At 69.6% G+C, this 13,633-nt stretch carries 12 protein-coding genes and 1 tRNA gene; 3 read left to right on the top strand and 10 right to left on the bottom strand.

All coding sequences use genetic code 11. From position 1 onward, the window contains the following. Positions 1-13 precede the first annotated feature (13 nt). A complete protein-coding gene (locus FFS15_RS14220; protein WP_137845704.1) occupies positions 14-655 on the top strand; it encodes a gamma-glutamyl-gamma-aminobutyrate hydrolase family protein in 642 nt (213 codons plus the stop codon). Here FFS15_RS14220 and pknB read toward each other — a convergent pair. The 7 genes from pknB to FFS15_RS14185 form a co-directional block, all read right to left on the bottom strand. Continuing rightward, complete coding sequence (gene pknB, locus FFS15_RS14215; RefSeq protein ID WP_171013210.1) at positions 652-2,367, bottom strand: Stk1 family PASTA domain-containing Ser/Thr kinase; 1,716 nt, start codon at positions 2,365-2,367, stop codon at positions 652-654. The two genes, FFS15_RS14220 and pknB, sit on opposite strands and share 4 nt — an antisense overlap. Positions 2,368-2,430: 63 nt before the next feature. Next, positions 2,431-4,161 (bottom strand): serine/threonine-protein kinase, encoded by a 1,731-nt coding sequence (locus tag FFS15_RS14210; RefSeq protein ID WP_137845703.1) that lies wholly within the window; start codon positions 4,159-4,161, stop codon positions 2,431-2,433. Then, positions 4,158-5,621, bottom strand: coding sequence for a penicillin-binding transpeptidase domain-containing protein (locus FFS15_RS14205; RefSeq protein ID WP_137845702.1), 1,464 nt, complete (start codon positions 5,619-5,621; stop codon positions 4,158-4,160). Before FFS15_RS14205 ends, FFS15_RS14210 begins: the two co-directional genes overlap by 4 nt. Continuing rightward, the gene (locus tag FFS15_RS14200; RefSeq protein WP_137845701.1) at positions 5,621-7,021 is read right to left on the bottom strand and encodes an FtsW/RodA/SpoVE family cell cycle protein; all 1,401 of its coding nucleotides are present in this window, start codon (positions 7,019-7,021) and stop codon (positions 5,621-5,623) included. The genes FFS15_RS14205 and FFS15_RS14200 overlap by 1 nt, the downstream gene beginning before the upstream one ends. Further along, entirely contained in the window at positions 7,018-8,253 is a 1,236-nt protein-coding gene (locus FFS15_RS14195) for a PP2C family serine/threonine-protein phosphatase (protein WP_137845700.1), read from the bottom strand. The genes FFS15_RS14200 and FFS15_RS14195 overlap by 4 nt, the downstream gene beginning before the upstream one ends. Positions 8,254-8,267: 14 nt before the next feature. Further along, positions 8,268-8,822 carry an FHA domain-containing protein gene (locus FFS15_RS14190; RefSeq protein ID WP_137845699.1) on the bottom strand — a complete coding sequence of 185 codons (555 nt, stop codon included), beginning with the start codon at positions 8,820-8,822 and terminating at the stop codon, positions 8,268-8,270. After that, on the bottom strand, positions 8,819-9,562 hold the full coding sequence (locus FFS15_RS14185; RefSeq protein WP_137845698.1) for a DUF3662 and FHA domain-containing protein: 744 nt from the start codon (positions 9,560-9,562) through the stop codon (positions 8,819-8,821). The genes FFS15_RS14190 and FFS15_RS14185 overlap by 4 nt, the downstream gene beginning before the upstream one ends. 140 nt (positions 9,563-9,702) lie before the next feature. Here FFS15_RS14185 and FFS15_RS14180 point away from each other — a divergent pair. Next, a tRNA-Leu gene (locus FFS15_RS14180) sits at positions 9,703-9,786 on the top strand. Between the two features lie 49 nt (positions 9,787-9,835). On the opposite strand, the gene FFS15_RS14175 is transcribed toward FFS15_RS14180, so the two are convergent. Then, positions 9,836-10,327, bottom strand: a complete 492-nt coding sequence (locus FFS15_RS14175; protein ID WP_137845697.1) for a GNAT family N-acetyltransferase — start codon at positions 10,325-10,327, stop codon at positions 9,836-9,838. Positions 10,328-10,353: 26 nt separating this feature from the next. Beyond that, positions 10,354-10,992 (bottom strand): GntR family transcriptional regulator, encoded by a 639-nt coding sequence (locus FFS15_RS18970; protein WP_137845696.1) that lies wholly within the window; start codon positions 10,990-10,992, stop codon positions 10,354-10,356. A gap of 307 nt (positions 10,993-11,299) precedes the next feature. On the opposite strand from FFS15_RS18970, the gene FFS15_RS14165 reads away from it, so the two are divergent. After that, on the top strand, positions 11,300-11,506 hold the full coding sequence (locus tag FFS15_RS14165; protein WP_137845695.1) for a cold-shock protein: 207 nt from the start codon (positions 11,300-11,302) through the stop codon (positions 11,504-11,506). Positions 11,507-11,555: 49 nt separating this feature from the next. On the opposite strand, the gene FFS15_RS14160 is transcribed toward FFS15_RS14165, so the two are convergent. Continuing rightward, positions 11,556-13,577, bottom strand: coding sequence for a DUF2156 domain-containing protein (locus tag FFS15_RS14160; protein ID WP_349290466.1), 2,022 nt, complete (start codon positions 13,575-13,577; stop codon positions 11,556-11,558). Between the last annotated feature and the right edge of the window lie 56 nt (positions 13,578-13,633).

Below are 13,633 nucleotides of genomic sequence, written 5' to 3'. Positions count from 1 at the left end.
CATCGCCTCCGAGATGAGCGCGCCGATCCTCGTGGTCGACAACCACGACAGCTTCGTCCACACCCTCGTCGGCTATCTCCACGAGCTCGGCGCCGACACGGATCTCGTTGAGGCGGATGCCGTCGCAGACGCATCAGCGGCGATCGCGGGGTACCGGGGCGTGCTGGTGTCGCCGGGTCCGGGAACCCCTGCCGCCGCAGGAGCGTCGATCGAGGTCGTGCGCTCGGCAGCGGTTTCGCGCACCCCGCTCCTCGGCGTGTGCCTCGGGCACCAGGCGATCGCGGAGGCGTTCGGCGCCACGGTCGCGCACGCACCGGAGCTCATGCACGGAATGACCTCGCTCGTGCACCACGACGGCGGTGATCTCTACGACGGACTCCCCGACCCGTTCCGAGCGACGCGCTACCACTCGCTCGCGGTCGAGCCCGAGAGCGTTCCACGGGAGCTCGCGGTGACCAGCCGCACGGACGGCGGCGTCATCATGGGCATCGCACATCGCTCGCTGCCGATCCAGGGCGTGCAGTTCCACCCCGAGAGCGTGCTCACCGAAGGCGGGTATCGACTGCTCGGCAATTGGCTGGCCACGGTCGGCTTCGCGGATGCCGCGGCCCTCGGCGCGAGGATGAGTCCTCGTCGCCGCGCGGCGGCGCGCTAAGGGGTTCCCGAGCAGAAGCGCAGGGTGATCTCGGAGTGGATCGGCACATCTCCGGGCGGCAGTGACTGCGACGACACGGTCGGGGGCGCGGCGGCCGGGCACGCGGTGTCCTCCTGGGTGAGGACGGTGAGCCCGACGCCGTCGAGTTCGCGTTCGGCCGCCTCTACGGTGTACCCCGTGACATCGTTGATGGTGACGCGACCCGAGGCGACCACGAGGTTCACCGCCGTCCCCAGCGCGATCGACGATCCTGCCGTCTGATCGGCCGAGATCACGGTGCCGCCCGGGAGATCGGGGTCGTTGCGCGAGGTGACCGTGCCGAGGGCGAGACCGGCGTCCGTGAGCGCCTTGGTGGCGGCATCCTGCCCCAAGCCCTCGAGGGTCGGGACGGTCGCCACCTCCAGGCCGGTCGACACGTAGACGCGCACCGTCTGATCGGGGCTCACCGCGGCGCCGGCCTCGGGGTCGGTGCGGATGACGTTGCCTTCGGCGACGTCGGCATTCTCCTCGTCGACGCGGAAGGCGAGAAGGTCGTTCGTCGCGAGCTCGGTGTTCGCCCGCTCGTAGGTCATCCCCGCCACGTTCGGGACGACGCGGGCGTTCGAGGGAACCTCGCCGGGGGCCGAGCGGATCGACAGCACCCAGAACAGCACCGAGATCAGCAGCACGGCGAGGATGCCGATGCCCGCCCAGATCCACGCGACAGGGGGTCCTGCCTGCGTGCGCTTCATCGTGGTGTCTGTGCTCAGCTGACGCAGCGACCGAGCCGTCTCGGCGGCCTGTCGCGGATTGGGGCCGTACAGCTCGCTCGTGAGCGCGCCGACCTGCCGCTTGGACGGGGAGCGGCCGTCGATCGTCGCATCGAGTGCCTCGCGGAACGACGCCGCGTCCTGGTACCGCTGGAAGGGATCTTTCGCCAGGGCGCGAAGCGCGACCGCGTCGAGGGCGCGCGGGACCGTCTCGCGGATCTCGGACGGCGGGAGCGGCGCCTCGCTCACGTGCTGGTACGCGACGGCGACCGGCGACTCGCCCCGGAAGGGCTGGCGCCCCGTGAGCAGCTCGTACAGCACGACGCCGGTCGAATAGAGGTCGGCGCGCGCGTCGACCGGCTCACCCTTGGCCTGTTCGGGCGAGAAATACGCGGCCGTGCCGAGGATCTGGGTAGTCTCGGCGACCGTCGACGATCCGTCCGACACCGCACGCGCGATGCCGAAGTCCATGACCTTGATCTGGCCGGCATCGGTGACCATGACGTTGCCGGGCTTGATGTCGCGGTGGACGACGCCGGCACGGTGCGAGTACTCGAGGGCTTCCAGGATGCCGTCGACGTAGCGCACCGAGTCGGCGACGGGAACGGGGCCTTCGGTGATGATGTCTTTCAGGAGGCGGCCCTTGACGAGTTCCATCACGATGAACGGAACCGGGCGGATCACGCCGTCGGGCATCGTCTCGGAGTCTTCGCCGGCGTCGTAGACGCGGACGATCGTCGGATTGGCCATGCGGGAGGCGGCCTGCGCTTCGAGCCGGAACCGGGTGCGGAAGGCGTTGTCGACGGCGAGGTCGCGATCAAGGATCTTCACCGCGATGTCGCGGCCCAGAGTCAGGTCATACCCCCGATAGACGCTTGCCATGCCACCACGACCGATGGGCTCGTCGAGGCGATAGCGCCCCGAAAGCACGCGCGGCTCAGCTGTCACGGTCACTCCCTGCATGGAACACAAGCAACCCTAGCCGAGGGTGTCGCCCGACCTCCGCCGGGCGACACCTCTGCGGGCTTACGGTTCGGTCGTGTCGTCGTCACCGTCGGGGGGTGCCGGGGCGACGATCGTCGCCGTGGCCTCGGGAGATGCTCCCGAGGTTCGGTCACCCGACGGCCCGCCCGTGCACGTCACCGTGTAGGTCACGATGAGCGTGCCGGTGGCGTTGTTGGGCACGGTGATCTCGGCGGTGCGGTCGGCGTTGCCGAACGCAGACGTCGACTGGCCGTTCGTGAACGTTCCATTGGTCGCCGACAGGTTGTACGCGCTCGGCGAGCCCTCACCGGCGGGGCAGCTGTAGCCCTGCCAGTTCACGGTGATCGTTCCGCCCGGTGCCACCTCGGCGGCGCTGAGCGTCGGGGCGCCCGGCGCGGGCATCGCGACCTGGTCACCGTACGCCGTCAGCACGATGGTCGTGCCGGGCTCGACGCGGCCGGTCGGGTTCACGTCGTAGACGAGACCCACCTCGCCCGAGGTGGGCGCCGCGTTGCCCGTGCGGCAGTCGGTGACGAGGTCGGCGCCGTCGAGGATGCCGCGCGCCTCGTCGCAGGTCTTGCCCTCGAGCGCGAGCGCAGTGACGTCGATACGCTCCTCGGTGGGAGTCGGGGTCGGCGTGTCGGAGGGGGTGGGCGTCGCCGACGCGGAGGTCGAGGTCGAGGTCGGCGTCGGGTCGGCATCGTCGCCCGGGTTCGCCAGCAGCGCCCAGATGGTTCCGCCGAGCACGAGGAGCAGCAGCACGATCAGGGCGATGAGCGGCCAGGTCCACGGGCTGCGCTTCTTCTTCTCGCCCTCGTCGTCGACGGGGGGTGCCGCCGGCATGAGCTGGGTCGCCGCGGCGGTGTCGCCCGCCGGCGTGAGCAGCTGCGTCATGTCGTCGCCGACGGCGGTGCCGGCCGCGATCGCGGGCACGGCGGCAGCCGCGGCTGCGACGTCCCCGCGGCGCAGCGCGCTCGCGGCACGCGCGACGACGGCAGACGATGCGGGTCGGTCCTCGGGCTTCTTGGCGATCATCGCCATGACGAGGTTCTGCACCGGAACGGCCACGGTCGGCGGCAGCGGCGGGGGCTGCTCGTTGATCTGCGCCATCGCGATCGCCACCTGCGACTCGCCCGTGAAGGGGCGACGGCCCGCGAGGCATTCGTACGCGACGATGCCGAGCGAGTAGGTGTCGGTCGCCGGCGACGCCGGGTGTCCCGACGCCTGTTCCGGCGAGAGGTACTGCACGGTTCCCATCACCTGGCCGGTGGCGGTGAGCGGCACCTGGTCGGCGATGCGGGCGATGCCGAAGTCGGTGATCTTGACGCGCCCGTCGGGCGTGATCAGCAGGTTTCCCGGCTTGATGTCACGGTGCACGAGGCCGGCGGCGTGCGCCGCCTGGAGGGCGGCCGAGGTCTGCGCGACGATGTCGAGCGTCTTGTCGGCGCCGAGCGAGCCGTCTCGCTCGATGATCGTCGAGAGGGCCTCGCCGGGGACGAGCTCCATGACGAGGAAGGCGCTGCCGTTCTCCTCGCCGTAGTCGAAGACGCTCGCGATGCCCTCGTGGTTGACGAGCGCGGCGTGACGGGCCTCGGCGCGGAAGCGCTCGAGGAACCCGGGATCGCCCATGTACTCGTCTTTGAGGATCTTGATCGCGACGGTGCGGCCGATGACGTGGTCGGTCGCCTCCCACACCTCGCCCATGCCGCCGATCGCGATCCGCGAATCCAGCTCGTAACGGCCGCCGAAGGTCACACCCTGCGTCGGTCTCATCTCGTCAGCACCGCCTCCATGACCTTCTTCGCGATCGGCGCCGCGATGGTGTTACCGCTTCCGGATTGTCCTTGCCCGCCGCCGTCTTCGACGACGACGGCCACGGCGACCTGCGGATCGTCCGCAGGTGCGAATCCGGTGAACCACAGGGTGTACGGGTCGCCCGCGCCGTTCTCGGCCGTCCCGGTCTTACCGGCCACGTCGACCCCGTCTATTCTTGCACCCGATGCCGCACCGTCACTGACATTGGCGACCATCATGGCCACGAGCTCGGCGGCGATGTCCTCGTCGAGGGCGCGACCGTACTCGGTGCTCTCCATCGTCTCCTGCACCGAGAGGTCGGGGCCGATGACGCGGTCCACCATGCGGGGATTCATGACGACGCCGCCGTTGGCGATGCCGCCCGAGACCATCGCCATCTGGAGGGGGGTCGCCGTGACCTGCCCCTGGCCGAATCCCGTGAGCGCGGTCTGCGGATCGTCGAGGGCCCGCGGGTAGCTCGAGGGCGTCGAGACCAGCGGCAGCTCGAACGCGGCGTTGAAGCCGAACTTCTCGGCCTCTTCGCGGATGGCGTTGTCGCCGAGTTCGACCGCGAGCTCCGCGAACGGGATGTTGCAGCTCAGCCGCAGCGCATCGGCGATGGAGACCTCGGCACCGGGACCGCACGCGCCGCCGCTGGCGTTGTACACGACACTGCTCGACTGGGGCAGCTGATACACCGCGGGGTTCGGCAGCATCGAGGTGGGCGTGTACTCACCCGACGAGAGGGCGGCCGAGGCCACCACGAGCTTGAACGTCGAGCCGGGCGGGTTGAGGTCGCCCCCGATCGCACGGTTGTAGAGCGGGTTCGCGGGATCGGCCACTAGCGTGTCGTAGGCGGTGTTGACGTCGCTCGCCACGTGCGAGGCGAGGAGGTTCGTGTCGTAGCTCGGGCTCGTGACCATGGCGAGCACGCGGCCGGTGTCGGGCTCGTAGGCGACGATTCCGCCCTGCAGATCGCCGAGAGCCTCGAAGGCAGCGCGCTGCACGTCGGCGTCGAGAGAGAGCACGACGTTCGATCCCCGCGGTTGCTGACCGGTGATGATGCGGTCGAGGCGAGAGAGGAACTGCGAGCCGGCGGTGCCGCTGAGAACCTGGTTCATCGCCTGCTCGATCCCGGTGACGGAGCCTGGACCCAGGGCCGGATTGATGTAGCCCGTCACCGGCGCCCACATCTCGGCATCCGTGTACACCCGCTGCCAGCTGTAGACGTCGTTCGAGGGCACGGAAGAGGCGATCGCCGAGCCGCTCGCGATGATCGAGCCGCGCTGCACCTCGTACGAGTCGTAGAGCGCGCGGGTGTTGCGCGGGTTCTGGGCGAGGGCCTCGGCCTGCACCACCTGGATCCAGCTGGTGGACGCGAACAGCGCGACGAACATGAACAGCATCAGGAGGCTGAGACGGCGGAGCTCTTTGGTCACTAGCCGATCACCACCCGGGGGCGGCTGCGGACGGCATCCGAGATGCGCAGCAGGAGCGCGACGATGATCCAGTTCGCCACCAGCGACGAGCCGCCCGCGGCGAGGAACGGCGTCGTCAGGCCGGTGAGCGGGATCACGCGCGTGACGCCGCCGACCATGATGAACACCTGGAGCGCGATCGTGAACGACAGCCCGGTCGCCAGGAGCTTGCCGAAGTCGTCCTGGCCGGCGAGCCCGATGCGGATGCCGCGGCTTGTGAAGACCATGTACAGGCACAGGATCGCGAAGACGCCGATGAGTCCGAGCTCTTCGCCGAGCGCGGGGAGGATGTAGTCGCTCTCGGAGACGGGAGTGAGATACGGGCGGCCCTGGCCGAGCCCCGTGCCGATGAGGCCGCCCTGCGCGAGGCCGAACAGTCCCTGCACGAGCTGATAGCTGCCGCCGTCGGCCTCGATGACAGCGGGATTGAAAGCGTCGAGCCAGTTCGTGAAGCGGCCCTGCACGTACGAGAGCACGCGCGAGGCGAGGAAGGCGCCGCCCGCGGCCAGCAGCACGCCGATGAGCACCCAGCTGGTCTTGCCCGTGGCGACGTAGAGCATCGCGACGAACATGCCGAAGATGAGGAGACCTGTGCCGAGGTCGCGCTGGAGCACGATGATCCCGAGCGAGATGAGCCATATCACCAGCAGGGGGCCGAGTTCACGGGCGCGCGGCCACGTGAGGCCGAGGAATCGGGTGCCGGTCGAGGTGAGACTCTCGCGGGTGCGCACGAGGTAGCCGGCGAAGAAGATCGCCAGTGCGATCTTCGCGAGCTCGCCGGGCTGGAACGAGAAGAACCCGAGCGAGACCCAGACATCCGCGTTCGCGTTGGTGCCGAGCCCTGGGATGATCGGCAGCACCAGCAGCACGATCCCGACGAAGCCGAAGATGTAGGTGTAGCGGAAGAGTACGCGGTAGTTGCGCAGCAGGATCACCACGACGATCGCGCCGACGAGGGCGATGGCCGCCCACGCCAGCTGCCGGGTCGAGAACGCGTCCCACCCGTGGCGGTCGTCGGCGATGTCGAGTCGGTAGATCATCGCGAGGCCGAGGCCCGTCAGCAGCGTCGCGATCGGCACCACGAACGGGTCGGCGGCGCTCGCGCGCAGCCGCAGCACGATGTGGATCGCGACGACGAGTGCGGTGAGACCCCCGCAGTAGACGAGAAAGGTCCAGTCGATCGCGTCCTGGGCGCCGAGCTGCACGAGGGCGACGGCCGAGCCGTTGATGGCGAAGGCGAACAGCAGCAGGCCCAGCTCGCGGTTGCGCTGCGTCTGCGGCACCCGGATGCGCCGGAGCGCGCGGATGACGGCGGTGTCGGTCGATGCCTGGTCGACCGGTGTGCTCGTCGGCGCGCTCATCCGCCCCCTCCCGTCTCGCTGATGCTCGCGACGATACGTCGTGCGTCTGAGAGGGAGCTTGCCGGGATGGTCTGCTCGACGATCGCCTGCGCGAATTCGGTGAGCGAATCGAGGGGGATGCCGGTGTCTTCGTACGGGGTCGACAGCGCGATCGGTCCGAGGTTCTGCTGGATGCCCTGGAAGATGACGACGGTGTCTTCGTCGGCACCGACGAAGTAGCGGGTCTGGGTGTACTGGTACCCGAGCCAGAGGGCGCTGGAGAGGAGCCCGAGCACGAGGACGAGTCCGACGATCCAGCCGATGCGTCGGCGACGTGCGCGTCGGCGATCCTCTTCGATGAGCTCCTCGAGGAACTCCGGTGCCGGCTCGAAGTGGGTCGGCTCGTTCGCCGCCTGGCGGTTGGGGTGCAGCCAGCTGGTGCGGCCGGGTCGTGCGGCGGGCACCTCGATGCCGATCGGGTTCGACGCGGAGCCTACGATCGTGGGGGTGCCGGAGAAGAGCGGATGCTGACCGCCGACGTCGATGATGACGATCGTGACGTTGTCGGGGGCACCGCCGTCGAGCGCCTGCTTCAGCAGGCTGTCGGCCGTGCGACCGGGCGCGAGGCCGAGGGCCAGCGCCTTGGCGGTGTGCGCGTCGTCGACCACCCCCGACAGTCCGTCCGAGCACAGCAGCCAGCGGTCGCCCGGCTGCGTCGGCATGATGAACGTGTCGAGCTCGGGATCGGGATCCATGTCGCCGAGCACTCGCATGAGCACCGAGCGGCGTGGGTGGTAGCGGGCCTCTTCCGGCGTGATGCGCCCCGAGTCGACCAGGCGCTGCACGAAGGTGTGGTCGGTCGTGATCTGCGTGAGCGCGTCGTCGCGGTAGAGATAGATGCGCGAGTCGCCGATGTGGGCGATGACGGCGTACTGGTCGACCATCACCAGGGCGCTCACGGTCGTGCCCATGCCGGCGAGCTCGGGCCGCACGTCCACGGTGTCGATCAGCTCGGCTGCGGTGTCGGAGATCGCCTCGCGCAGCGCCCGCTCGGCCGCCGAGGTCGATTCGAAGGGCATGTCGAGGCGCTCAAGGCGATGGATCGCCAGGCTCGACGCGACGTCGCCGCCGGCGTGCCCGCCCATGCCGTCGGCGACGGCGAAGAGGTTCGAGCCCGCGTAGCCCGAATCCTGGTTGTTGGAGCGCACCTTGCCGGTGTGCGAGATCGCAACGCTCGAGCCCTGGAAGACCATCGGTTCGGGGCCTGCTACTTCCGCAGCTCGAAGGTGGTGGCCCCCACCTTGATCGGCGCCCCGACGAGTACCGGTGCCGGGGCGCTCACACGTGCGCCGTCGTGCCAGGTGCCGTTGGTGGAGTCGAGATCCTGGATCATCCACTGCTCGCCCCACAGCACGAGGCGCGCGTGGTGGCTCGAGGTGTAGTCGTCGCGGACGACGAGGCCCGATTCGCTCGACCGGCCGATCGTGAGCGGTTCGTTGCCGAGGGGCAGCTCGAGGCCGGCTTTCGGCCCGCTCGTGATCACGATGCGCGACACCGTCTGCGTCGTCGCGGGGCCTGTGCCCTTCGGTCCGCTCGCGGCCGCACTCGACGCCGCGGCCGAGGCTGCGACGGGTCCGGCGGCGGCCGCAGGGGCGGCGGAGCGGGAAGCCGCGGCCGGCGCTGCGGCCGGCGCGGCATCCGGCATCCGCCTCACCTTCACGCCGAACAGGTCCGCCCGCAGCGAATAGACCACCGCGAACACGAACGCCCACAGCATCACCAGGAACCCGATGCGCAGGAGGAGCAGCGTCAGTTCGCTCATGCCAGGGGTCCTCCGTCGCGCAGGTTGTACGCGCGGGTCGCGTCGTCGGCCGACATCGGCGGCTTCGGGGGCGCCGCCTGCGCGACGACGTGGAACACGATTTCGGTGCGACCGATCGTCACGGTCGAATCCGGCGGAAGTGCGGCTTCGGTGACCTTCCGTCCATCGAGCTTCGTGCCGTTCGTGGAGTTCATGTCGCGCACCATCGCGCGCTCGCCGTCCCACAGGATCTCGACGTGCTTGCGGCTGGTGCCCGCGTCGGCGATCGTGATGTCGGCGTCGCTGCCGCGGCCGATGACGGTGCGGGCCTTGACGAGCGGATGCCGGTGACCGGCGATGTCGACGACCCCGCGCCACGCGACCTGGCCACCCTGCGCGGCCGACGACTCGACGCGGAGCGTGCCGGTGGGGACCTGCTCGTCGCGCTGCAGCGTGATCGTCACGGGGCCGGCGAACGAGTAGCCCTGGGCCTTCGCGTGGGCATGCACGAGGGTGTCGAGCTCGTGCCCGAGCGCACCGCCGAGTGCGGCCATCTTGTCGTCGTCGGCGGGCGAGAGGCGCACGGTGAAGGCGTTGGGCGCGAGGATGCGGTCGCGGCTGACGACTGCCGCCTTCTTGTCGAGTTCGCTGCGCAGCGCGGCGGCGATCTCCACAGGTTGGATGCCGCTGCGGAAGGTCTTCGCGAACGCGCTGTTCACAGCGCGTTCGAGACCTTTCTCGAAGCTGTCAAGTAGTCCCACGGGGCTCCTCGGACGGGGGGTGCCGGTTGGTACATGCTAATCGCAGGCTCTCGCGGTGCGCGCACCGCCGTGCGGACGCGCGGTTCTGCCGTGATATCCTCGGGAGGTTGAGTGCGAGGGATCCCCGGGTCCCTCGACTCGCGCGAGTGGCGGAATAGGCAGACGCGCTGGCTTCAGGTGCCAGTGCCCGAAAGGGCGTGGGGGTTCAACTCCCCCCTCGCGCACAGCGCGGAAGAGGCTCCCGAGAGGGGGCCTCTTCTCTTTTTGTCGGGGTCAGGCTCCGTCGAGAGCCGGCACGAGGGTGAAGACGATCTCCTCGACCTCGCGACCGACACCCGGCGCGAACGCGACATTGCGCGAGACCTCGGTGAACCCGGCCTTCTCGAGCACCGCGATCGAACCGGCGTTGTGTGTCGCGGCCCGCGCGAAGAGCGGCCGCACCGGTTCGCGCGAGACGAGCAGTCGCAGTGCTGCGGTCGCGACGCCCCGCCCCCACGCGTGGCGCGCGATCCAGAAGCTCACCTCGCGGTCGCCGTCGATGGAGAACACCGCGGCGGTGCCGGCGAAGCCGCCGTTCTCGGTCACGACGGCGTACAGCACGTCTTCGGCGTCGCGCTGTCGTGCGATCCACGCGTCGAACGCAGAACGGTCGTCGGGATCAGCGGAGGTGAACGCCGCGAGCTCGACCGCCGGGCGGTCGCGCATCATCTCGAACACGGCGTCGAGGTCGTCGTCGTCCAGGTCGCGCAGCTCGATGTGTCCCACGGCTTCACCGTAGCGACGGGATCCGGCTAAATGAAGCCGTGCAGCTCGCGAAGCGCGAGCTCGGCCTCGGCGCCGTCGCGGCGGGCAAGCGCCTCGCGGAATTTCGTATACGCCGCGGTGCGGCCGATCGGGCATTCCAGGAATGGATGCCACGTCGGGACGTTCCGGTGGATGGCGAGCTCCGCTTCGCGCATGAAGCGGATGATCGCCACGTTGTCGCTCGCACGTGTGAGCTTCGTGAAGCACGCGATGCTCGCCCGGCCGAGCGCCAGATCGTCGTCGCGGCTCGAGGCCTCGACCATCGCGTCGGCATCGGCGAGCGTGTCGGCGAGCACCTCGTCGTCGCAGCGCGCGACGGCCATCCGCACCGCGATCCCCATGAGATAGGCGACGAACTCGAATGTGTCCGCCTGGGACTTGTCGTTCGGCATCGTCACGCGGGTGTATCGATGCGGTGAGACTTCGACGAGCCCCGTGCGCTCGAGCCGCTGCAGCGCTTCGCGCACCGGGGTTCGCGAGACGCCGAGCCGCTCGGCGAGGTCCTGATCCCGAAGCCGCTCGCCGGGCGCGAGGGTTCCGTCGACGATCGCTCGGCCGAGCCGCTGATAGACCTCGTCGCCGAGGACGGTGCCGCGCGGGTCGAGGGGGGCGAAGGGCAGGGTCATGGGTGCGATAAGTGTACGACGCACGCATCGCGCCCATCGGCGGATTCATTGCACGCCGACCTCGCCGCAGGACCGATATATCGGTACCATATGAGGGTCACGCCTGGCGTGGCCTATCCGGGGGGATCCGTCGACGCCCGGGCTTGGAGCACTGCTCGGCCCGGGCGTGCGATGGGGAATGCATCGCACGTAATCTGCAACATTTCTGTCACCATCCGTTACACGTCTCGCGGTGCGCCCCACGCGGTCACTAGCGTGGTAAGGGACCCGTGGCATGAGCGCGGGCACCCAGGAAGAACGGCAAGTAATGAGCACGCAGGGCACCGTCAAGTGGTTCAACTCCGAGAAGGGCTTCGGCTTCATCGCACCCGATGAAGGCGGCGCAGACGTCTTCGCGCACTACAGCGCGATCGAGTCGAGCGGCTACCGCTCGCTCGAAGAGAACCAGCGCGTCGAGTTCGAGATCGCCCAGGGCCCCAAGGGCCTGCAGGCTGAGAACATCCGCCCGATCTGATCGGGTCTCGGCCGCGGCATCCCGCCTCGACGGGGCGGGATGCCGCGGATCAGCCGTGCTCGCCGCGCACCAGCTCCACGCCGGCGCCGGCGAATTGACGCAGCGTCGCGTCCGGGAGGAACGCCCGGGTGAGCGCGCCGCCGATGCGGGTGAGGTCTGCCTCGTCGCGGAAGAGCAGATACATGGTCTCGTACCGTGGGTGGAACTTCTCCTTGAAGCGGTGCAGCGATCCGAAGCCGTAGACCGGCTCGAGCGCGTCCGCCAGCCGGTCGCTGAGGGCCGCGATCATCCCGGCGTCCGGCGGGTAGTCGTGCGCGAGCGGCGCGCCCGACAGCGACATGATCTCGGCGCCCTCTTCGGAGAACTGCCGCGCCGAAGAGCCGATCAGATACTCCATCACCGGCCCGAAGCCGCCGTCACGGCGGCGCATGAGGTCGAGCGTCCAGCCGCGGATCGCGCCGCCCGGTGCGTACACCGGCAGCCATGACAGGAACCCGTCGACGTCGCCGGTCGGTGCGATCGCGAGCGCGAGGCGCACCTCGGAGTCCTCGGCTTCGACGAGGGTCCCGAGCGTGAAGCCCATCTCAGGGAGGCCCTTGTCGCCGACCCACATCTCCGAGATCGCGCGCACCTGCTGCCGGATGCCCCACGGCTCGTCGGCCAGGCGTGTCATGCGGAAGGTCATCTCCTCGCGCCCCGCGCGGTTCAGGGATGAGCGCACCGAGTTCCACTGCTTGCCGGTGAACTTCAGGCCCGGCAGATCCACGATCGTGTCGTCGGCGACCACGATGCTTCGCCAGGCCGACGGCACCGCGGCACGCGTCTGCTCGTCGGCGCTGAAGAAGCAGGGGATGAGACCGGCCGCCTCGGCACCACGGATGAAGTCGGCGACGGCCGCGCTGCGCGCCTCGATCGGTCCGATCGGATCGGCGAGGGCGAGGGCGACGCCCGCACGTCGCTGGAAGGCGACGATCCCGCCGTCCATGCGCGCGTAGCTGTTGTCGTCCCACGTCGTCATCCACGACAGCGTGCCGCCGCCGTGCGTGCGGATCGCGTCCTTGACCTCGGCGGTTCCGGGCTCGGGAGCGACGCCGATCCCCGACTTCCGGCGCGAGCGGAACGCGGCGCGCACCCATACCAGGTAGACGAGCACCAGCGTCCACATCACAGCCCCCACGAGCGACAGCTCGGTCTCGCCGTCGATGACGTCCTCGACGCCACTCTCGCTGACCAGGATGATCCCCACCAGCACCAGCGCGCCGAACACGACGTTGACGCCCCCGAGCACGACGCCCACCACCCATGCCCAGCGCCGGCCGCGGCGCAGGCCGTTGGCGAGCAGCAGGATCACGATGGTGTCGATCGCGACATCCACGAATCCCCCCGAGACCGGTTCGGTGGGCCCGAACATCCCGTCGGTGGGGACGAGGATCACGATGATCTGGAGAACGCCGAGCGTCAGCACGGCGACGAACGCGATGAGGCGCTGTTCGCGCACTGTGGTGCGGCGGATGCGCAGCGACCGGTCGACGCCGAGGATCAGCAGCACCGCGAGCAGGTGCTCGAGGTCGGCGAGCTCGCCCCACAGCAGCATCGCGACGAAGACGAACGCGAGGAGCACGAGCCACGCGCGCACCCGCCACGGCGGGACGAAGAGCCCCACCGCCGCCGCGATGCACGCCATCGTGCCGCCCGAGGCGCCCACGTCGAGTGCGGCGGCCTGCGTCGCGGCCCACTCCCACGGCAGGAGCGACGCCGCGGCGAGCACGAGCGCGGTCGCGAGGATCGCGAACAGCTGCCCCACCCAGAAGTACGCGAGCGCCACGCGCGATCCCCGCTTGAACTCGAGGTACGCCATCCCGGCGAAGCTCGCGATCGTGAAGATGTAGACCCACGGCTGATTGACGAAGAACGTCCCGGTGATCGGCGTCCACCACCGCCCTTCGACGAGTGCGGGCAGGCCGTAGGCCACGACATCCCACAGGTCGGTGTCTTCGAAGGGTCGCCAGAGCCCCTGCCAGATGACGCCGACCGCCAGGATCACCGCGATCATCCCGAGCGTCGCCGGGATCCGGCGGATCACCGCGACGGGGCGGTGTCGTGGATCGGCGGTGGGCGGGTCGGGGG

It is taken from the genome of Microbacterium sp. 2FI, from assembly GCF_005502885.1.
Classification (GTDB): domain Bacteria; phylum Actinomycetota; class Actinomycetes; order Actinomycetales; family Microbacteriaceae; genus Microbacterium.
This window is presented reverse-complemented; position numbering and strand designations above follow the sequence as displayed.